This window comes from Anaeromyxobacter sp. SG17, from assembly GCF_022690695.1.
In the GTDB taxonomy this organism is placed as follows: Bacteria; Myxococcota; Myxococcia; order Myxococcales; family Anaeromyxobacteraceae; genus Anaeromyxobacter; species Anaeromyxobacter soli.
In genome coordinates this window covers 16,315-37,267 of the sequence record NZ_JALCYX010000020.1, presented here as the reverse complement: position 1 = coordinate 37,267, position 20,953 = coordinate 16,315, and the positions used below count along the sequence as shown (strand labels likewise).

General features: G+C 70.6%; 15 protein-coding genes. 7 read left to right on the top strand and 8 right to left on the bottom strand.

Annotated features, from left to right (window positions below):
• Window positions 1–60: 60 nt before the first annotated feature.
• The 6 genes from ribF to MNY60_RS10090 all read left to right on the top strand — a co-directional run bounded on the left by ribF (window position 61) and on the right by MNY60_RS10090 (window position 8,358).
• Complete coding sequence (gene ribF / locus MNY60_RS10115) at window positions 61–1,029, top strand: riboflavin biosynthesis protein RibF (RefSeq protein WP_242339456.1); 969 nt, start codon at window positions 61–63, stop codon at window positions 1,027–1,029.
• Window positions 1,030–1,163: 134 nt separating this feature from the next.
• A complete protein-coding gene (gene pilB, locus MNY60_RS10110) occupies window positions 1,164–2,870 on the top strand; it encodes a type IV-A pilus assembly ATPase PilB (RefSeq protein ID WP_242360572.1) in 1,707 nt (568 codons plus the stop codon).
• Window positions 2,871–2,898: 28 nt separating this feature from the next.
• Window positions 2,899–3,996 (top strand): type IV pilus twitching motility protein PilT, encoded by a 1,098-nt coding sequence (locus MNY60_RS10105; protein ID WP_242360571.1) that lies wholly within the window; start codon window positions 2,899–2,901, stop codon window positions 3,994–3,996.
• Window positions 3,997–4,057: 61 nt separating this feature from the next.
• On the top strand, window positions 4,058–5,317 hold the full coding sequence (locus MNY60_RS10100) for a type II secretion system F family protein (protein ID WP_242360570.1): 1,260 nt from the start codon (window positions 4,058–4,060) through the stop codon (window positions 5,315–5,317).
• A 9-nt stretch (window positions 5,318–5,326) separates the two neighbouring features.
• Window positions 5,327–6,976: a nitrogen regulation protein NR(II) gene (locus MNY60_RS10095; RefSeq protein ID WP_242360569.1), complete on the top strand. Its 1,650-nt coding sequence runs from the start codon at window positions 5,327–5,329 to the stop codon at window positions 6,974–6,976.
• Window positions 6,977–6,984: 8 nt separating this feature from the next.
• Complete coding sequence (locus tag MNY60_RS10090; RefSeq protein WP_242360568.1) at window positions 6,985–8,358, top strand: sigma-54 dependent transcriptional regulator; 1,374 nt, start codon at window positions 6,985–6,987, stop codon at window positions 8,356–8,358.
• A gap of 25 nt (window positions 8,359–8,383) precedes the next feature.
• On the opposite strand, the gene MNY60_RS10085 is transcribed toward MNY60_RS10090, so the two are convergent.
• From MNY60_RS10085 to MNY60_RS10065, 5 genes are read right to left on the bottom strand one after another with little or no spacing between them, the layout of a single operon-like run.
• Window positions 8,384–13,384, bottom strand: coding sequence for a pilus assembly protein PilY (locus tag MNY60_RS10085; RefSeq protein ID WP_242360567.1), 5,001 nt, complete (start codon window positions 13,382–13,384; stop codon window positions 8,384–8,386).
• Between the two features lie 15 nt (window positions 13,385–13,399).
• Entirely contained in the window at window positions 13,400–13,903 is a 504-nt protein-coding gene (locus tag MNY60_RS10080; protein WP_242360566.1) for a pilus assembly PilX N-terminal domain-containing protein, read from the bottom strand.
• Window positions 13,904–13,913: 10 nt separating this feature from the next.
• Window positions 13,914–15,164 (bottom strand): PilW family protein, encoded by a 1,251-nt coding sequence (locus tag MNY60_RS10075; protein ID WP_242360565.1) that lies wholly within the window; start codon window positions 15,162–15,164, stop codon window positions 13,914–13,916.
• A 5-nt stretch (window positions 15,165–15,169) separates the two neighbouring features.
• Window positions 15,170–15,760: a prepilin-type N-terminal cleavage/methylation domain-containing protein gene (locus tag MNY60_RS10070; RefSeq protein ID WP_242360564.1), complete on the bottom strand. Its 591-nt coding sequence runs from the start codon at window positions 15,758–15,760 to the stop codon at window positions 15,170–15,172.
• Between the two features lie 14 nt (window positions 15,761–15,774).
• Window positions 15,775–16,413: a type II secretion system protein gene (locus MNY60_RS10065; protein ID WP_242360563.1), complete on the bottom strand. Its 639-nt coding sequence runs from the start codon at window positions 16,411–16,413 to the stop codon at window positions 15,775–15,777.
• Window positions 16,414–16,768: 355 nt separating this feature from the next.
• On the opposite strand from MNY60_RS10065, the gene MNY60_RS10060 reads away from it, so the two are divergent.
• Window positions 16,769–18,400 carry a tetratricopeptide repeat protein gene (locus MNY60_RS10060; protein ID WP_242360562.1) on the top strand — a complete coding sequence of 544 codons (1,632 nt, stop codon included), beginning with the start codon at window positions 16,769–16,771 and terminating at the stop codon, window positions 18,398–18,400.
• 39 nt (window positions 18,401–18,439) lie between these two features.
• Here the strand turns inward: MNY60_RS10060 and MNY60_RS10055 are convergent, their stop codons facing one another.
• The 3 genes from MNY60_RS10055 to MNY60_RS10045 form a co-directional block, all read right to left on the bottom strand.
• A complete protein-coding gene (locus MNY60_RS10055; RefSeq protein ID WP_242360561.1) occupies window positions 18,440–19,198 on the bottom strand; it encodes an ABC transporter permease in 759 nt (252 codons plus the stop codon).
• Window positions 19,195–20,106 carry a lipopolysaccharide assembly protein LapB gene (locus MNY60_RS10050; protein WP_242360560.1) on the bottom strand — a complete coding sequence of 304 codons (912 nt, stop codon included), beginning with the start codon at window positions 20,104–20,106 and terminating at the stop codon, window positions 19,195–19,197. The genes MNY60_RS10055 and MNY60_RS10050 overlap by 4 nt, the downstream gene beginning before the upstream one ends.
• A 90-nt stretch (window positions 20,107–20,196) precedes the next feature.
• Window positions 20,197–20,781 carry a type IV pilin protein gene (locus tag MNY60_RS10045; RefSeq protein ID WP_242360559.1) on the bottom strand — a complete coding sequence of 195 codons (585 nt, stop codon included), beginning with the start codon at window positions 20,779–20,781 and terminating at the stop codon, window positions 20,197–20,199.
• Window positions 20,782–20,953 lie beyond the last annotated feature (172 nt).

Sequence of the window (20,953 nt, the reverse complement as noted above, 5' to 3'; positions counted from 1 at the left end):
CGGCGCGCAACCGCGCCGTGCGTTTGACGGCGGCCGGCCCGCGCCCTATGAACGGGCGCGATGGACGTGTACCGCTCGCTCGACGAGGCCCGCGCCGCGGGGCGCCTCCGCGGCTCCGCCGTCGCGGTCGGCAACTTCGACGGCGTCCACCTCGGGCACCAGCGGCTCCTCGCGCTCGCCGGCGAGCTCGCCCGCGGCCGCGGCGCCGCCGCGGCGGTCCTCACCTTCGAGCCCCACCCCGTCCGCGTGCTCCGGCCGAAGCTCGCGCCGCCGCTCCTCGTGCAGCTGCCGCGCAAGCTCGAGCTGCTCGCCGCCGCCGGCGCGGACGCCACGATCCTCCAGCCGTTCGATCTCGCCTACGCCGCGACGTCGGCGGAGGCGTTCGTCTCCCGGGACCTGGCGGGCGCGCTCGGCTGCGCGGACGTGGTCGTCGGCTACGACTTCACGGCGGGACACGAGCGCGCGCGGGTGGAGACCCTGCGCGCGCTGCTCGCCCCGCACGGCATCCGGCTGCACGTCGTCGAGCCGGTCACGGTGGACGGCCTCGTCGTCTCGTCGACCAAGGTCCGCGAGTTCCTCCTCGAGGGGAACGTCGAGGCGGCCGCCCTGCTCCTCACCCGTCCGCACGACGTGGACGGCGTCGTGGTGCGCGGGGCGGGCCGGGGGCGCGGCTTCGGCTTCGCGACCGCCAACGTCGAGACGGCCGGGCTCCTCCCCGCGAACGGCGTGTACGCCGTCCGCGCCTGGGTGGGCGGGCAGCCGGGGCCGCGCGGGCTCGAGGGCGCGGTGGTCCACGCGGGCGTGTGCAACGTGGGCGTGAAGCCTACCGTCGAGGCGAGCGCGGCGGTGACCGCGGAGGCCCACCTGTTCGACTTCGTCGGCCGGGACCTCTACGGGGAGCGGATCCGCCTCGCCTTCGTCGCGCGGCTGCGGGACGAGCGGCGTTTCCCGTCCGTGGAGGCGCTCCGGGCCCAGATCGCCGAGGACGCGGAGCGCGCGAGAGAGGTCCTGGACAAGGCGCCCATGTAGGCCGGGCTCCGTGATTTACCCTCTCGAATCGCGTACTTACGGTAGCCGCTTCCTTGACCCCTCGCCGAGCTGCCTGCTAAGTTCGCGGAGCTTCACGGCCTTCTCGCGCGCTCCACCCCGAGGGATCTTCACGCATGTCTGGACGGCTCGGCGAACTCCTGGTCCGGGAGAACCTCATCTCCCTGCAGCAGCTGCAGAAGGCCCAGGACGAGCAACGCAAGACGGGCGGCCGCATCGGATCGCTCCTCGTGCGCAGCGGCGCCATCGCCGAGCACGACCTCACGAGCTTCCTCTCGAAGCAGTACGGGGTCCCGGCGATCTCGCTCAAGGACTTCGACATCGACGAGGAGGTCCTGAAGCTCATCCCCAGGTCGACCGCCGAGAAGCACCAGGTCGTGCCGGTGAACCGCGCCGGCGCCTCGCTCATCGTCGCGATGAGCGATCCGTCGAACATCTTCGCCATCGACGACATCAAGTTCCTCACCGGCTACAACGTCGAGGTCGTGGTCGCCTCCGAGCAGGCGATCAAGGAGGCCATCGACAAGCACTACATGGAGAAGGGGCCGAACCTCGAGGAGGTGATGGCGGGGTTCGACGACGGCGACATCTCGGTGGTCGAGGCCGAGGGCGACGACATCAACGCCGTCGACCTCGAGAAGAGCGCGGAGGAGGCGCCGGTCGTCAAGCTGGTGAACCTCATCCTGCTCGACGCCATCAAGAAGGGCGCCTCCGACATCCACATCGAGCCCTACGAGAAGGACTTCCGCGTCCGCTTCCGCATCGACGGCTCGCTGTACGAGGTGATGAAGCCGCCGATGAAGCTGAAGAGCGCCATCATCTCCCGCCTCAAGATCATGTCCGAGCTCGACATCAGCGAGCGGCGGCTCCCGCAGGACGGCCGCATCAAGCTGAAGCTCGGCAAGGGCAAGGAGATGGACTTCCGCGTCTCCGTCTGCCCGACGCTGTTCGGCGAGAAGGTGGTGATGCGCCTCCTCGACAAGTCGAACCTCCAGCTCGACATGACGAAGCTGGGCTTCGAGGAGCAGCAGCTCAAGGACTTCATGGAGGCGATCGACCGCCCGTACGGGATGGTCCTCGTCACCGGCCCGACCGGCTCGGGCAAGACGACGACGCTCTACTCCGCGCTCTCCAAGCTGAACGAGGTCGCCTGGAACATCTCGACCGCCGAGGACCCGGTCGAGTTCAACTTCTTCGGGATCAACCAGGTCCAGATGCACGAGGACATCGGCCTCAACTTCGCGGCCGCGCTGCGCAGCTTCCTCCGCCAGGACCCCGACATCATCATGGTCGGCGAGATCCGGGACTTCGAGACCGCGGAGATCGGGGTGAAGGCCGCGCTCACGGGCCACCTCGTGCTCTCGACGCTCCACACGAACGACGCGCCGGGCACGGTCTCGCGCCTCCTCAACATGGGCATCGAGCCCTTCCTCGTGACGGCCTCGCTGAACGCGATCGTGGCGCAGCGGCTCTGCCGCCGGCTCTGCGCCGAGTGCAAGCGGCCCGCGCAGGTGGACGACCAGGCGCTCCTCGACGCCGGGTTCGCGCACGAGGAGATCGGCACCTTCCAGCCGTTCGAGCCCGTCGGGTGCAGGACCTGCAACGACCGCGGCTACAAGGGCCGCGTCGCGGTGTACGAGGTGATGCCGCTCTGGGACGGCCTCAAGGAGCTCGTCATCCAGGGCTGCTCGACCGCGGAGCTGAAGCAGGAGGCGATCCGGCTCGGCTTCCGGACGCTGCGAATGAGCGCGCTCAACAAGGTGAAGCTCGGCGTCACCACCCTCGCCGAGGCGGTGGGCAACACCGCGCCGGACAAGTTCTAGCCCCGAAGGCACGAAGGCGAACGAAGACTTGGCCAACCTGCACCAGCTCCTCAAGGCGATGGTCGAGAAGGGGGCCTCCGACCTCCACATCACGACCGCCTCGCCGCCGCAGCTCCGGATCGACGGCAAGCTCGTGCCGCTCAAGACGCCGCCGCTCACGCCCGTCGAGACGAAGCAGCTCTGCTACTCGATCCTCACCGACGCCCAGAAGCACAAGTTCGAGGAGGAGAGCGAGCTCGACCTGTCGTTCGGCGTCAAGGGGCTGTCGCGCTTCCGCGCGAACGTCTTCATGCAGCGCGGCGCGGTCGCGGGCGCGTTCCGCACGATCCCGTTCAAGATCCTCACCTTCCAGGACCTCGGCCTGCCGCCCATCGTCGCCGAGCTCGCGAAGAAGCCGCGCGGGCTCGTGCTCGTGACCGGCCCGACCGGCTCCGGCAAGTCGACGACGCTCGCGTCGATCATCGACAAGATCAACACCGACCGGCACGAGCACATCATCACCATCGAGGATCCGATCGAGTACCTCCACCCGCACAAGAACTGCGTGGTGAACCAGCGCGAGGTCGGGGCGGACACCCAGTCGTTCAAGAAGGCCCTCAAGTACATCCTGCGCCAGGATCCGGACGTGGTGCTCGTCGGCGAGATGCGCGACCTCGAGACCATCGAGGCGGCGCTCGTCATCTCCGAGACCGGCCACCTCGCGTTCGCGACCCTGCACACGAACAGCGCGGTCCAGACGATCAACCGCATCCTGGACGTCTTCCCGCCCTACCAGCAGCCGCAGGTCCGCGCGCAGCTCTCGTTCGTGCTCGAGGGCGTGCTCACGCAGAACCTCCTGCCCCGCGCGGGCGGCCCGGGGCGCGCGCTCATCATCGAGGTGATGGTCCCGAACCCCGCCATCCGGAACCTCATCCGCGAGGACAAGATCCACCAGGTGTACTCGCAGATGCAGGTCGGCCAGACCAAGTTCGGCATGCAGACCTTCAACCAGAGCCTCGCGCTGGCGTACGCGAGGCGGCTCATCACGCTCGAGGAGGCGATGGGCCGGTCCTCGGATCCCGAGGAGCTGAAGAACCTCCTCGCGAGCGGCGCCGGGATGCGCCCGCCCCCGGCGCCGGCGCGCTGACCACGATTTCGACCCGCGGGCGACCCTCGGCTAGGATCGGCCCGCACCCCGCGAGGAGCTCATGGCACAGGCCGCAGCCGCGAACGCGAAGACGAAGGCCGCGCCTGCGCCCAAGCAGGTGCCGGTCTGGAAGTGGTCGGCGAAGACCAAGCAGGGCGAGGTGAGGTCCGGCGAGATGGAGGCAGGCGACGCGTCGGCGGTCGAGGCGCGCCTCCGCCAGATGGGCCTCGAGCCGACGCGGGTCCGCAGGAAGCCGAAGGACCTCTTCATCCCGGGCTTCGGCCCGAGCGTCGGGACGAAGGACATCCTCGTCTTCACCCGGCAGTTCTCGGTGATGATCGACGCGGGCCTCCCGCTCGTGCAGGCCCTCGACATCCTCGCCACCCAGGCGGACAACCCGGCGTTCAGGAAGGTCCTCACGGCGGTCAAGGTCCGCGTGGAGTCCGGCTCCACCTTCGCCGACGCGCTCGCCGAGCACCCCAAGGCCTTCGACGAGCTCTTCGTCCAGCTCGTGCGCGCCGGCGAGATCGGCGGCATCCTCGACACCATCCTCCAGCGGCTCGGCGCGTACATCGAGAAGAACGAGAAGCTGAAGCGGCGCGTGAAGGGCGCGATGGTCTACCCGTCCATCGTCCTCACCGTCGGCGTGGGCGTGACGGTCGTGCTGCTCGCCTTCGTCACCCCGACCTTCGAGAAGATGTTCAAGGACTTCGGCGGCGCGATGCCGGCGCCGACGCAGTTCCTCATCGACCTGTCGCATGGCCTGCGCGACAACTGGTACTGGTACCTCGCGGTCCCCATCGCGATCGTGATCGCCTTCAAGGTGTTCACGAGCAACCCGCGCGGCGTCGAGAAGTGGCACGCGTTCGTGCTCAAGATGCCGCTGTTCGGGTCGCTCGTGCGCAAGGTGGCGGTCGCCCGGTTCACCCGCACGCTCGGGACGATGCTCTCGTCCGGCGTGCCCATCCTCGACGCCCTCCAGATCGTCGCCCGCTCCGCCGGCAACAAGATCATCGAGAAGGGCATCATGTACGTCCGCGCGAAGATCTCGGAGGGCAAGAACATCGCCGGCCCGCTCGCCGAGACCAAGGTCTTCCCGCCGATGGTCGTGCAGATGATCGGCGTCGGCGAGGCGACGGGCGCCATGGACGCCATGCTGAACAAGATCGCCGACTTCTACGACGACGAGGTCGACGTCGCCGTCGCCGGCCTCACCGCCATGATCGAGCCGGTCATGATGGTGTTCCTGGGCGGGATGGTCGGCGGGTTCCTCGTCGCCATGTACCTCCCCATCTTCAGCATCGCCGGCAACATCAAGTAGCGGGGCGCCGTGGAGCCGACCGCCGCCGCCCTCGCCACGGAGCCCGCGGCGGAGCCGCCGGCCGCCGCGCCTCGCGACGGGCTTCGCCGGAAGCTCGGCTGGCTGACGCTGTTCCGCGTCGTCACGGTGACGGTGCTCCTCGCCGGCACCATCGTCGTGAACCTCGAGCTCGGCCCCGTCATCGAGCGGGACCTCCTGCCGCTCTACGCGGTCGTGGCGGCGACGTACCTCGTCGCGCTCGCCACCGCGCTCGCGCTCCGGGCCGGCCGGGGCCTGACCTCGCTCGCCTACGCGCAGGTGGTCCTAGACGTGCTCGTCGCGACCGCGGTCGTCGCGGTGACCGGGTACTCCGCGTCGGTCTTCGTCGTGATCTTCTCGATCGGCGTCGTGAACGGCGCGATCCTGCTCTTCCGGCGCGGCGCGCTCTTCGCGGCCGCGCTGGCGGTCCCCGCCTACCTCGCCGTGGCGCTCCGGGTCGACCCGCACGGCGCGGACGTCTCGCGCACCACGCTCCTCGTCCACGCCGCCTCGTTCGTGGCGGTCGCGATCCTCTCCTCCTACCTCGCCGAGCAGCTCCGCTCGGCGGGCGAGCGCATCGTCGCGCAGGAGGGGGCCCTCGCCGAGATCACCGCGCTCCACGAGTCCATCGTGGCGTCGCTCACGAGCGGGCTCATGACGCTCGACCTCGCCGGCAAGGTCACCTACCTGAATCCGGCCGGGGAGCTGCTCACGGGCCTCCGCCTGGAGGAGGTGCGCGGGCGGCCCGCGACCGAGCGGTTCGGCGCCTTCCGCGCGGCGACGCCGCGCGGCGAGGTCGAGTGGACGGGCCCCTCCGGGCGGCCTCTCCGGCTCGGGTACTCGGCGTTCCCGCTGCGCGGCCCGGCGGCCGCCGCGATCGGCAGCGCGGTGATCTTCCAGGACCTCACCGCCCTCCGGGAGATGGAGAACGCCGTCCAGCGCAGCCGCCGGCTCGCGGACCTGGGCCGGGTGGCGGCCGGGCTCGCCCACGAGCTCCGCAACCCCCTCGCCGCGATGAGCGGCTCCCTCGAGCTCCTGCAGACGAACGCGGCGCTCCCGCCCGACGAGCGCCGGCTCATGGACATCGTGCTCCGGGAGGCGGCGCGGCTCGACGGGCTCGTGAACGATCTGCTCGAGTACACCCGCCCGGCGCCGCTCCGACGCGTCCGGACCGACCTCTCCGTCGTCCTCGACGAGGCGCTGCGGGTGTTCGCGAACGATCCGACCGCCGCGCGCGTGACCGTCGAGCAGGACCTCTCGCCCGTGACGGTCGCCTGCGACCCGGACCAGACGCGCCAGGTGTTCTGGAACCTCCTCGTGAACGCCGCCCAGGCGGCCGCCGCGCGCGAGGGCGGGGCCGGGCGCGTGCGCGTCGCCTGCGGGCCCGACGTGAAGGGCGCGCGCCTCGTGGTCGAGGACGATGGGCCGGGGATCCCCGCCGCCGACCTGCCCCGCATCTTCCTCCCGTTCTTCACCACCAAGCGGAACGGCACCGGCCTCGGGCTCCCCACCGTCCAGCGCGTCGTCGACGCGCACCGCGGCAGCGTGACGGTGGACTCGTCTCCTGGGCGTGGGACGCGCTTCGTGGTCCTGCTCCCGCGTGAGGGCGCGGACGGGGGCGGCGTAGGAGTCCCGGGTTAGGATGCGCCGTGGCCTCGATCCTGGTCGTCGACGACGAGTCGTCCATGCGCGACATGCTCGAGATCCTGCTCCGCAAGCAGGGTCACGAGGTGCACCTCGCGGCTGACGCGCCGGGAGCCGTGGCGCGCGCCGCCCAGGGCGACCTCGACCTCGTCGTGACCGATCTCCGGCTCGGCGCCGGCACCGGGATGGACGTCCTCGCGGCCGTGAAGACGCACTCGCCCGCGACCGAGGTGGTCATCGTCACGGCGTTCGCGACGGCCGAGAACGCCATCCAGGCGATGAAGCTCGGGGCGTACGACTACGTCCTGAAGCCGTTCAAGCTCGACGAGCTGAAGCTCGTGGTCGCGAAGGCGCTCGAGCGGCGCGCGCTCGTCGCGGAGAACCGCGCGCTCCGCCACCGCGCCGGCGCGACCTTCGCCGAGCCCGAGCTGCTCGGCCGCTCCGCCGGCATCGAGGAGGTCCGCTCGCTCGTGGAGCGGGTCGCCCGCTCCCGCTCGACCATCCTCGTGATGGGCGAGAGCGGCACCGGCAAGGAGGTGGTCGCGCGGGCGATCCACCGCGGCGCCGGCCCCGACCGGCCGTTCGTGGCCATCAACTGCGGCGCCATCCCCGAGGGGCTCCTCGAGAGCGAGCTCTTCGGCCACGAGAAGGGGAGCTTCACCGGCGCGACGGAGGCCAAGGCGGGCCTGTTCGAGGTCGCCGGGACGGGCACGCTCTTCCTCGACGAGGTCGGCGAGCTGCCGCCCCAGCTCCAGGTGAAGCTCCTCCGCGCGCTGCAGGAGCGCCGCGTGCGGCGCGTGGGCGGGCAGAGCGATCTCGCGGTGGGCGCGCGCATCGTCGCCGCGACGAATCGCGAGCTCGCCGAGGACGTGCAGCGCGGGCGGTTCCGGGAGGACCTCTTCTACCGGCTCAACGTCATCCAGATCCGCGTCCCAGCGCTGCGCGAGCGCAAGGAGGACGTGCCGCTCTTCCTCGAGCACTTCCTCGCGCGCTTCGCCGCCGAGGCGGGACGCCCGGTGCCGCGCCTCTCGCCCGAGGCCGAGGGCGCGCTCCTCGCGCACGACTGGCCCGGCAACGTGCGCGAGCTCGCGAACGTGGTCGAGCGCGCGGTGACGCTCGCCGGGGAGGCGGAGACCATCGACCCCTCCGTGCTGCCGCCCGCGCTCCGCGGTCGCGCGGCGGCGCTGCCCGACGCGCAGGCGCAGCTCCCCGACGCCGGCATGGACCTCCAGGCGCACCTCGACGCGATCGAGCGTCACCTGCTGGAGCAGGCGCTCGCGCGCACCGGCGGCGTGAAGACCGAGGCGGCGCGCCTCCTCAGCCTCACCTTCCGCTCGCTGCGCTACCGGCTCGCGAAGTTCGGGATCGGCCGCGACTGATGGCGCCGCCCCGACTCGCCGCGGCTCACTTGCAGGTGTTCGGCGCGCTCGGGTTGTGGCGGCAGTCGTGCAGCTGCTTCGAGACCTGGATGACCCCGTAGCTCGGGACCGGATCGCGGCTCACCGCGGTCGAGACGTTGGACGCCCCCTTCTCGGGGTTCACCGCCGTGAGCCCGACCTGCACCTGTCCCTTCTGGTTCACGAACACCGTCGCCTGATCGCCCATCGTCGGCACGAGCGTGTTCTGCGCCCGGGCGAACACGGCGGTGCCGCCCTCGTCGAGGACCGGGCTCCCCCTCACCGGATCGACGATGTAGTGGTAGGCGACGCGCCGGTTCACCGCGGTGCACTGCGCGACCTGACAGCTCGACCCGGACTTGCGCGTCACGCCGGCCTGCGACGCGGTCTGGATCGTGTTCCAGGAGAGCCAGCGGAACAGGGCAGTCGTCGACGAGGTGCGCTCGTCGTACCGGGAGACGGGGTAGGTGTGGTCGTCGGCGGTCATCGTGCCGTCGTGGTTGTAGTGGAGCGCCCAGCCCGCGTCGGTGGCGGAGGCGAAGGGGCCGGCGGTGTCGTTCCCGTCGATCAGCACGAGCGGCGTCGCGGTGTCGCCCGAGCCCGTCAGCTTGATCCGGTTCGTGTCGTAGGTCTTCGCCTCGGCGGCGGTGCGGAACACCGGGCGCAGGTTGTCATCCCCGAAGACGCGCGCGGAGATGAACCAGTTGTCCCGCTGGATCGGGGAGGTGGAGTCGCCCAGGTTGAGCAAGAGGCCGTTCGTGCCGGAGCGGGTGCACGAGAGCCCGGCCGACGAGTCGGAGCAGGCGACGGTGACGTTCTTCTCGGTGTCGTTCGCGCCCGTGCAGTCGATCGAGACCTTCGCCTGGGCGGAGAGCGTGCACGCCGTGGCGCTCGGCTCGGTCTGGCTGCGCGTGGAGGAGAGGGCGCCCGTGGCCGTGCACGCGTTCAGGGTCGCGGCTCCGGACTCCTTGCCGAGCCCGGTCGACCAGATGGAGTTCGTGGCGTCCGCGATCGTGACGGTGCAGCCGCGCTGCACGCAGGCCCGGACGTTGTCCGGGCCGCAGGTGCCGCCGAACCGGTCGAGCAGGTTGTAGCGATCGCCCGTGCCAGCGAACGTGCGCAGGATGCCCCCGGGGATGGCGGCGTTCGCGGTGATGTAGAAGAACGGCTGGCCCGCGCAACCCTCCAGCTCGAACGCGCGCGCGCCGTACCAGTTCGTCACCTTCTTGGTGCCCGCGTCGAGCTCGCCCGGATCGCTGAAGCGGAGCACCCACAGCTGGCCGGCGGCGTCTCCGAAGGTGGCCGTGTCGAAGTAGCCGTCGTTGGGCGAGGACTCCAGCCGGCGGGCGCTCTTGCCCCACACGACCATGGCGGCAGTGGCCGGCACCGGCGCGCGGAGCTTCCAGCGCGGATCGTCCGTCGCGGGGGCGGGGCTCTCCTGCTGGGTGGGAAGGCTGAAGTCGAAGAGCTCGTCGCCCGTCCAGACGTCCACCATGTGCACGCCGCGGCCGCGGACGAACTGCGGATCGAAGCCACCGGAGAGGAGCGCGACCCAGCGCTCGTGATACGGCACGGCGGTGGTGGTGCCCGTCATCGCGCCCGGGACGGACATGGTCAGCGTCGACTGCGGGAGGTTCCCGAACAGTCCGTTCGAGGTCGAGTCGGACTTGATGCGTACGGGGCCGATGGGCGGCCCGACGGGCAGGAAGTCCGCGTAGGTCGCGCCGAACGAGAGCGACTCCTTGTCGGTGGGCTGGGGGTAGATCCAGAGGAACCTGGGCGCCTGGTGGCCGGTCTCCGACGGCAGCTTGGTCGCGTCCGTCAGGTCGAGGCCGAAGTAGTGCGTCCCGCCGCGCCGCTCGGCGACCACGGCGACCGTGTGGAACTCCGCCTTGCCCTTCTTGCCGTCCTTGAGGGCCGAGGCGGAGCCGAGGGCGTTCTCCGTGCCGTCCACCCAGACGTCGCGCACCATGGGCGAGCCGTCCACGAACAGCTGGTGCCCCTGGAGCAGGAGCCCGACCTTCGGCAGCAGGTCCGGCGGGAGGAGCGCCCACAGCTCCGCCCCGGTGCCGCGCGTGTAGTAGCCGTTGAAGGGAGGCTTCCTCTCGTCGATCCCGGTCGTCGTGGGATCGTCCGCATCCGCGACCCAGGCACCGCCGTCGAACGCGTGCAAGAGCCCGTCGTTCGCGCCCACCACCACGACCTTCCGGCGGTTCTTGTACGTGTCGCTCTTCGCGTACCCGGCGTACGCGTCCTCCGTGCTGGAGAGATCCGGGACGGGCGTTCCCCAGAGCGAGGTGAGGCACTGGTTGTGGAGGCCGTTCGGGCACAGGATGCCGTCGGGCGGGAGGGGCGGGTCGACCACCACCGGCGCGGAGTGGAAGATGTCGCCGAGCATGAGGAAGCGATTCGGCAGCGTGTCCTGCCCCGCGTCGTCGGCGGCCTTCGGCCAGAGCCCCTGGTCGGGCTTCGCCTCGTTCTCGTTGAAGACGTCCGCACCCAGCACGTAGCGGATGAGGGTCTTCGCGCAGAAGAGGCGCGTCGCGGAGACGGCGTTCGCGGTGAGGGCGTCGCCGGCCGCGCCGAGCTTCAAGGCGAGCTGGGTGCACACGCCGCTCTCGAGGGCGAGGTAGGGAAGGAGCTTCGTCGCGACGATGTCGTTGGGCTCGAGGCGGAACACCGTGTCGTAGGCGTCGATCTTGCCGTCGGGCGTGGCGCCGCTCGGGCCGGCGTCGTCCACGACGGTGTAGACGCGGCGGTCCGTCAGCCAGCTCGGCGCCCGCATCGCCTTCTGCGCGTCCCAGTACTCGGCGGCGGCGCCCGTGCCCGCGACGGCGCAGGTTCCGCCCTTCGCAATGCACGCCGAGGCCTGGTAGCAGGGCGCCGCGTCCGGCGGGTCGTTCTTGCGGAAGGCGCCCGTTCCGTCCTCCTGGATGAAGTCGCCGTCCTTGTCCTTGAGGAAGACGCTCAGGCACTTGCCGTCGCAGTCGAGGTCGCCCGCGCCGGTCCCGTCCGCCGTCTCCTGGCAGGCGTTGATGAACTCGCTGTAGAGCTCGTAGCGGAGGAGATGGCCCTGCCAGAGCCGATCGCTGGGCGCGCCGGGCTCGAAGCGCGGCACGATCACCGACTGGCCAGAGGTCGTCTGCAGGGTGGAGACCGTCGCCACGCTGAACGACGTGGAGCGCTCGCTGATGGTGAGGAACATGTTCTCGAGCGCCTGCTTGAGCGTCGGGGCGTCGTTCGCCACCTCGTAGGCGCCGCCGCCCATCCGCGCGACGGACTGGAGCATGGTCGCGCCGTCGTCGATGGCGCCGAGCCCGAGCGTGTACACGTCGAGGACCTGCTTGCCGCCCATGGCGGCGCAGTCCTCGGTGCTCTCGTTGTTCCGCCGGAGATCGAAGTTGTGCAGGTACCACGCGACGCGGATCGGGTTGTTGAGCCAGTCCTTCTCGGCGGGGAACTTGGCGCAGTCGGTACAGAGCGAGGTGGGGATCCCGGTCGCGTCGGTGGTGTCCGGGACGACGCCCGTCGTCGTCGCGCCGGCGTACTGGGTCTCGGCTGCGGTCGCGTCGACGCTCCCCGCGGGCAGCGCGTTGCCCTCGGTCGAGGCGGGCGCGCGGTCCAGCATGACGATGACGGAGCTCGCCTGGCACGCGTAGCAGATCGACTGCTGGTTCGTGGACGCGCCGCTCCCGGTGGTGCCGGTGTTGGCGTTCCAGGTGGTGCCGAGGTCGAACCAGGGCAGCTCGGGCGTGTGGTAGTACTGCCCGATGTCGAGCAGCGCGCGCGCGAGCGGGGCGCCCTTGTTGAAGTGGAACGAGTTGATCTCGTTGATGTAGGTGCTGCGCGAGGCCGTCCAGTTCGAGTCCGGCTGATCGCAGGTCGGCGCGAGCGACATCCACTCGCCGGAGGTGTGGTCCGCGCCGGTGTCGCCGAAGTGCGCGAGGCCCATGCGCACGTTCGCCTTGTCCTTCACCACGTCCTTGATGATCTTGCGCGCCACGACGAACTTGGGCGGGTAGAAGTTGAGCCAGTTCCCCAGGAAATAGATCGACGGATAGGTGACGTTCGCGACGCCGTCCACCGTGGTCCGGAACTGCCTCCCGTCCAGGAAGAAGCCGCGCGTTCGCAGGCACGACGCGCAGATGCTCGCCTTGGACACCGCGCCCTGATCCGCGTTGCCGTAGGTGTTGCTGCAGAAGTTGTCGACGGCGAGGATGGTGCCGCTCTTGCGCGCCGCCGGGTTGACGCTCTGGGCGGTCCAGCCGTCGCTCGCGTTGACCGGCAGCCCGGCCGGCGTCTCGACGACGGTGTCGTGGTAGACGAGGTCCTTGTCGAAGAAGTTCGTCCGGGCCCCGCACGCGACCGTGTCGCCGTTGCTCCCGCAGTAGAAGTCGGGGTCGTAGCCGCCCGGATGGCTCGTGTCGAAGGCGGGGACGGTGGCGTTGACTCCCTGGGAATAGTAGGGGCACGCCTTCCCCTCGGCGGCGTAGTCGATGGACGCGCTGTAGGTGCCGGCGGCACCCGCGGTGGCGACCTGGCCGCAGGGGGACTGGAACGAGCGCTCTCGCAGCCACTGGAGGAGAGAGCCGTCGCCCAGGTAAGCCGCGGACACGGGATCGTCCCCGCACCCCATCACCGGGCAGCCCGCCATCAGGTCGCAGTCCGCGTCGAACGGCCTCATCGTCGGGATCGCGTCGAGCGGGTTCTGGAGAGGCGGACGCGTCCCGGGGTACGACGAGGGGCCGTTCGGCGGCAGGCGGCGCATCGAGGTCGGGTTGCCGAGCAGGATGAAGATGTTCGGGACCCCGCCCGCGCTCGTGAAGAAGGTCGCGTCCTCCGGGTCGGCGCCGTTGAGGAGCGTGTCCGTGTAGCTCGTCGCGACGAGCCCACGAGCGGCCGCGGGGGTGAAGCAGGTCTCGGCCGGAGCGTCCGCGGCGGGGAGCAGGAGGGCGGCCGCCGCCGCGGCGGCGGCGAATCGGAGCGCGTTTCGTCGTGAGGAGAGCATGCGCGGAGCCTCGAGCTAGAACAGGGCGAACCGCATCGCGAACTCGACCTCGAGCTCGCGGTTCTGCGCGTCGGTGCACCGCGCCACGACGCGGTAGGCGCGGCCGGAGGTGAGCGCGTCGGGCGACGCGGTGCGGTTCGTGAGGTCCACGACGGGCGTGGGTGCGCCGTCGCTGACCGCCTTCTCGACGGCGAGCACCACCTCGTTCACCTTCATGGCCTCGGTGGACCCGTAGTGCGCGGGCGCCTGGAGCTTGCCGATCCCCGAGATCTCGAGGGGCGTGGTGAGCAAACCGTCGCTCGAGAGGTAGCGGGGGCCGTAGCGCGCGATCTCGGCCCAGATCTTCGCCCGGGCCGCCTGCGCGCAGGCCGTCAGCTGGTCCACGCGGGACATGGCCGAGGCGTTCTGGCGCTCCTGCGAGGACAGGAGGACGGCGGCGGCGCCGATGACGGAGAGCACCGCGAGCATGATGAGCGCGATGAGGAGGGTGCTGCCGCGGGGTGCCGCGCGAGGTCTCATGGAGGCGTTCCTAGAAGAACACCATGCCCTGCGAGAGCATGTTGGGGAGGGCGATGGTGGCCTCGAAGGCGACGCGCTCGTAGCCGTCTCGCACGCCGGCGGCGCCCGCCCAGCTCGGCACCGCGGACTGGTTGAGCCGCAGGATGGGCGGCGTGCCCCTGTCGTTCGGATCGGGCTCCGGCGAGCGCGCGACGATCGCGATGCGCACCGCGCGGATGTTGGCCTGATGGTCCGTCAGGCGCTCGGGATCCGGCGGGTTCATGAGGTACCGGTACCAGCTCGTCGGTGAGTAGAGGCTCTCGTCGGGCGCCGGCGCCGCCCCGGGGAACTGCAGGGTCGTGAGCGCGTCCGAGCTGGACGCCGACCCGGGCGCGCCTGCGGTGAGCGTGATCGCCGTGCCCGAGGTCGCGCCGACGACGGAGCCGTTCGCGAGCACGTAAGCGATCTGGATCGACTCGATGCCCTCCGCGACGAACTCCTCGTCCGCCTGGTCCACGGCGTTGCTCCCGGCCGAGTCCACGCCGCGATCGAGGACCAGGAACGGATCGGTCTGCGTACCGACCGTGACCGGACGCACGTGCAGGCGGTAGCGGTCGATCTCGAAGACCCGCGCCGTGCCGGTCTGGAAGCAGACGTCCGTGGTCGCGTCCTGGCGCTTGAAGGGATCGCCGCTGACCGCCGCCTCGAGCGGGACCGCGACGGCGCCGCCGCCGGCGGGCGCAGGCGTGGTCGTGCTCACCGTGAAGTAAGCATACTGGCTCGCCCCTTCGCAGACTGCCTGCAGGATCCGGCCCTTGCGGAAGACGTCGCCGTCGCGAGCCTGGATGTTCGCCACCGCGGTCGTCACGCCCGCGGTCGTGAGCGTCCAGGCGTGTCCCGTAGGCGTCCCCGCCCCGGTGGGCGGGATCCAGTAGGAGGGATTTCGCGCATAGAAGACGAGCTCGTCCGAGTCGTCGGTCCGGTCCCGCTTGCAGGCGCCGGAGGCCTGCAGCAGGGCCGGGCACGGGCCGGAGCCGTAGCGGTCGAGGTCGATGGCGAGCGAGGGCGCCATGCCGTAGCCGGCGAGTGGAAGCTTCTGCTCGAGGAAGAGCAGCGCGTTACGAGCCGACGACTGCGCCGCTCGGACGCGGTGCCCGTCCGTGTACGCCTGCTGCTGCGCCTGCACGACCGCCACGATCCCCACGAGCACGACGGCGGACACCGTCATTGCGACGAGGAGCTCGACCAGCGTGACGCCGCGTGGGGAGGGGCGAGAGCGCATGGAGGTCACCGGTACGCCGCCGCGTAGGAGAGGGCGAGCCCCGCGTTCGAGCGCTGCGAGAGGACCACCACCTCGCGCGGAGAGCCGTTCCAGCGCTCGTGGTAGATGACCGACACGGCGATCACCTTGCTCGCGGAGGCTCCGCTCGCGGTGCCTTCGGCCGAGTAGTTCCAGACCGTCCAGGCCCGGCGGTAGAGCGGCTTGCCGGCCTCCAGCGGGTCAGCCTCGAGGGAGCTGTCGAGGCGCGCACCCGGGACCGCCATCGCGTCGCTCCAGGTGTGGACCAACGTTCCGGTGGTGCCGGCGCCGAGCCGCCGTCCGAACCCCGCCGGAGGGGTCGCGGTCGCGGCGGGTCCCGAGAGCCGGCCCTGCGCGTCGTCGAACGGCAAGGCCTCCAGCGCGCCGGCGAGCTCTGTCGCGAGCTGCGACGCGATCGTCTGCGCCCGCGCGCCCGAGTTCGAGGTGATCCCCATGATCTGCAGCTGCATCATCCCGAGCAGGCCGACGCTCAGGATCGCGAGCGCGATCATCACCTCGAGGAGCGTGAAGCCGCGCCGATCGAATGGACGCAGGCGATGGCGCTCGGGTGCGGGCATCCACATGGCAGCTCCTATTGCGCGGCGAACGTGCGGACGATGCCGGCCGGGAACGCCACGACCACGCCCCTGCGATCCCGCGCGGCGGACTCGACGTCGGTGGTGAGCGCGAACGCGTACCCGGGCTTGCCGGTGGCCCCCTCGGCAGACACGCTCCCGTCTCGAGCGAACCGGAAGGCGAACCGCCGCTTGCCTGAGACGGTCGTGGTCAGGGTGGAGTCGAACAGGGGGATCGCGTCGAACGGCACGGGTGGCGCCGCGGTGGCGCCGCCGTCCAGGGCCACGTCCTTCGGCAGCGCGACGTCGTCGACGTACTCCGCGTTCGTCGCCGCGCTCGCTGGGTCGAAGCCGCCGAGCGTCCAGGAGGGGGTCGGATTCCGGAGGATGAAGTACCGGGTGCAGTCCGACGGAGCGAAGACGCCGCACGCGCCTGGGTTCGCGCCGTCGACGAGCACGACGAGGTAGTCGGCCTGATCTGAGATCGCTTTCGCCTTGAGGCCGGAGAGCTTCAGGGCGAGCTCGAACGTGGCGCTGGAGAGGTTCGCGTTGCGCTTCGCCATCTGGGAGACGCCCACCGCGATGCCCGCCAGGACGCCGACGATGGCGAGGACCGTCATCAGCTCGAGGAGCGTGAAGCCCTGGTTGCGGCGCATGTGGTCGCACGAAGCAAGCCGCAGGCCTGCGCGGGCGTGACGAGCGCCTAGGCACGTCGCGGGCTTGGCGCTACGCGGCGAGCCTCGCGGCGCGAAGGGACGCTACTCGTTGCAGGCGTCGCTACAGTTTGCATGTGGGAGTCCTGGGGCCGCGAGCCGGGGGAACGTTTGCGCGCGGCCAGGGGCTCTGCGACCATGACGAATCGTGTTCGACATCGGGCGAGGCGACGCGGCGCGTCGCGAATCGGAAGACCTGCGGCCGAGCACCGCCGCGCGTCGGGATCGACGCGATGCCGGCGGCACGTCGTCGGGCGCGGAGGATGGCGCCTGGGCGCATCGCTATCCGCTGGCAGTTGTGGGTCTCCTGGCGTTCCTGGCCTACTCCGACTCGTTCACGGGCGCGTTCGTCTTCGACGACCTCCAGCACGTCCGGGACAACCCCCTCATCCGCGATCTGGGCGCGATGGCGAGCTGGAGCGGCTACCAGGCGCTCCCCAATCGCTTCGTAGGTAACCTCACCTTCGCCGCCAACTACGCGCTCGGACGGCTGAGCGTCGTCGACTTCCACCTCGTCAATTTCGTCATCCACGCGGCGAACGCCGGCCTGGTCTACGCGCTCGTGCTCCTCTGCTTCAGGACGCCGCGCCTGCGAGGCTCCGGGCTGGCCCGTTCTTCCCAGGCCGTCGCGTTCTTCGCGGCGGCGCTCTTCGCGACGCATCCCCTCCAGACGCAAGCCGTCACCTACATCGTCCAGCGCTTCACCTCGCTCGCCACCCTCTTCTACCTGCTCACGGTGGTGCTGTTCCTCCGGTGGCGGCTCCGTGGAGAAGGAGCGGAGGCGAGCCGGACGGAGCGCGCCATGCTCTATGCGGCGATGCTCGCCAGCGCGGTGGCGGGGATGAAGACGAAGGAGATCGCCTTCACCGCCCCGCTCGCGGTGATGCTGTGCGAGGCGTCCTTCTTCGAGCCGCTCGCGTGGCGCAGGCGGCTGTTCCTGGCGCCGCTCGCGGCGACGATGCTGGTCATTCCCCTCGGGGTCCTGAGCGGTGTCCCCCTGCACGTCGCGGCGGTGGCCCAGGCGACGCGCGTCCAGACCACGGTCTCCAGGCTCGACTACCTCCTGACCCAGGCGCCGGTGCTGATGAAGTACTTGCGACTGCTCGTCTGGCCCACGGGACAGAACCTCGATCACGACTTCCCGGTCGCGCGGGGGATGCTCGAGCCCCGGGTGCTCGGATCGATCCTGGCGCTCGTCGCGCTCGGGAGCGTGGCCGTTCTCCTGTACCGCTGGACGACGCCCGGCCGCCCGCGGCGGGCGCTCGATCCGGGCGCGCGCCTCGTCGGGTTCGGGATCGCGTGGTTCTTCCTGGCGCTCGCGGTGGAGTCGACGCTCATCCCCATCGTCGACGTCATCTACGAGCATCGGGTCTACCTCCCGTCGGTCGGGATCTTCTGCGGCGCGGCCGTCTTGATGGCCCTGGTCCTGCAGCGGGTGCGTCCGCGCGACGCGATCCGGACGCTCGTGATCGTGGCCGTGGTGCTGTCCGCGGCGCTCGGGGTCGCGACCTTCCGTCGCAACCGGGTCTGGGCGAGCGAGATCTCGATCTGGTCGGACGCGGCCGAGAAGTCTCCGCTCAAGGCCAGGCCGCACCTGAACCTCGGCACGTCGCTCGCGGTGGCGGGTCGCCTCGACGAGGCGGCGCGCGAGTTGCGGCGGGCGGCGGAGCTCGATCCCGGATCGTCCTATGCTCACGCCCAGCTCGGAGCCGCGCTCGTCGCTCTGGGTCGAGCCGTCGACGCGGAGGCGGAGCTGCGGGAAGCCGTCCGCCTCGCGCCCAACGACGCAGAGGCCCTCTTCAACCTCGGAGTCGTCCTTCTTCGGACCGGTCGAGACGAGGCGGCTAAGCCGGTGCTGAAGCGGTTCCTCGAGGTGGCGCCGACCAGCTACGGCGAGGCGCGACGCCTGGCCGAGCGCTGGCTGCGCTAGGAGCTCCGCAGAAGAGGCGTCGCCGCGTCCGGCGAGTCGTTACCTGAAGTCCCGGCGCTCCAGCACCGCCGCCGCCAGTGCCAGCATGGCCGCCGCGTAGGCGAGCGCGTGCAGCCCGCCGAGCGCGGCTGAGGCCGGGAGCGCCGTGCGGTAGACGACGGCTTCGTTCCCCGTGAGCGTGCCCAGGTCGGGCAGGGCGTACCAGACGAGCGCCGAGATCCAAGCGTGATCACCCTGCCAGATGGAGCGCACCTCGCTCGTGAGGTAGCCGGCGATGGTAAGGCTGAGCGTGAAGATCGAGGCGAGCGTGGTGTTGGTGAACGACGAGAACAGGGTCGCGATCGCGGCCACCGTCAGGACCTTGAGCAGGAGCAACGCGATCGCCCCCGCGAGCGTGGGGCTGAGTGGCGAGAAGGAGCGCGCGTCGTAGACGAACAGCGCCGAGAGCATCACGGCCATCGCGAGCAGGTTCAGCGCCAGCGTCGCGGAGAGCCCGAGGTAGCGGCCGAGCAGGTACTGCGTCCGGGAGACCGGCTTCGCCACCACCGGGTAGATGACCCGCCGCTGCACGTCGCCCGCGACGAGGTCGGCGCCGAGGAAGGTGGCGAGGAGGACCGAGACGAGCTCCATCCCCGACAGCCCCAAATCGGCAACCATGCGGTGGGACGCGCCGACGGTGAGCAGGGTCGCGACGTAGGTCGCGACCACGAGGAGCACCGCGAAGATGAGCAGCGTCACCTGTATCTTGCGGTTCAGGGTCTCCCGGACGGTGACCGTGGCGATGGCGAGGGTCTTCATCGTGGCATCGCGCCTTTCAGCGTCGAGCGCAGTCGCTGGAGCGAGTCGCGCCGTTCGGAGGGGGTGAGCGGCTTCATGACGCGGCGGTCGTGGACGGAGGAGTGCGTCCGCCCCTCCTCGTCGAGGATCCACGACCCGCCGTACGGATCGGGCGGGACGGCGTCGATGAGGCCCGCGAACCGGACCTCTTCGATCGCGAAGGGGAGCCGCACGAAGCGCTCGCGAAAGGCCTGGACCGCCGCGTCGAGCCGGAGCGCGACCTGCTCGAGGCGAGCCTGCTGGAGCTGGGCCTCGAGCGCCTTGCGCGACTCCGGGTCCTCGCTCGCCTCGATCATGTGCGTGAGGAACCGGATCGCGGCGTCCGCCTGGTCGGCCTTCACGTACATCGCCATGACCGCTTCCCGGGTGTGGAGCGGTGCGCCGGACGCCTTGGCGGCGCGCTCGAACCAGGACGCCGCGGCGGCGTAGTCGCCCTCGTAGAGGAACGCGTTCACCCCGCGGTGGTAGGGGAGGATATAGCGCTCGGGGACGTTCGTGGTCCCCTTCTCGAGGAGCCGGTTCGACTCGTCCACGCGCCCCGCGCCCGCGAGGATGTTGGCCCCGACCTGGTACGCGTAGCCGTGGTGCGGGTCGAGGTCGGTGACGAGATCGAGCACCGGGAAGAGCTTGTCCCATCCACGCGCGCCCGCCCTCGGCTCCCCCATGTATTGCACGGCGCGCAGCCAGTAGAGGTTCGCGGCGAGCGTGGGATGGCCGAGCGACGCCCATCGCACCGCGCTGGTCCGAGGAACGTACGCGATGTCGTACGGGGCGAGGACGCGCTGCGCGTCGAGGCGGCGGCCGATCGCCACCTTCGCGGTCGCGAAGGCGGCGGCGGCGAGAAGCAGGGCGAGGGTGCGGCGTTTCACGGTCGCTCGGGGAAGAAGCGCGGATGGCGCCCCCGAGTCGCTCGGGGACGCCATCCAGATTGCCACAACTCTGCCTGAGCCTCTAATTCGCTAGAAGACGCTCTCGTCCTGGATGATCGGGGCGGACGTCTTCGCCGCGTCGAAGGCCAGCGCCGTCGTGCAAGGCGCGTTCTGCGGGGTCGAGGTGACCGCTCCGGTCGAGCCGAGCTGCGGCTTGAAGAGCGCGACGCAGCGCAGGACGCCGTCGCCGTCGACGTCCGACTGCGCCTGGACGGTCAGCGCGACGCCCGAGTTGGCGACGACGGTGCCGGTGGTGGGCTGCGTGATGAGCGTCTGGTACTGACCGTACGTGGCACCCTCGACCGACCAGTCGATCGAGCGGGCGGTGACGACGTTCGCGGCCGACCACGCGATCTTGCTCGTGCCCACGGAGCCCGTCGGCACCGCCGCGAACTGCCAGTACTGCCCGATCGCGCCCGCCGGGTTCGAGCGCTCGCTCTGCCGCATCGCCTCCTCGGACTTGAAGATGCTGGTGACGTTCTCGTTCAGCTCGCTGACCTTGGCGCGGAGCTGGTACCGCATGAAGTTCGGGATGGCGATGGCGGCGAGGATGCCGATGATCGCGACGACGATCATGAGCTCGATGAGCGTGAAGCCCTTGGACGTCTTCTTCATGTTGCCTCCGTGGTGTGGCGTGGGCGGGGCGACCACCTTGGCGCCACCGTCTTCGGGCTCGTGCTGGCCCTGGTCCGTTCTCTTCCGCCGCCACGAAGCAGGACGCATGCCAGCAGGCCGCAGCCGCTAACCGGCCGGAATGGCGGACCGCAGCCGGATCGCCCGCCTGACG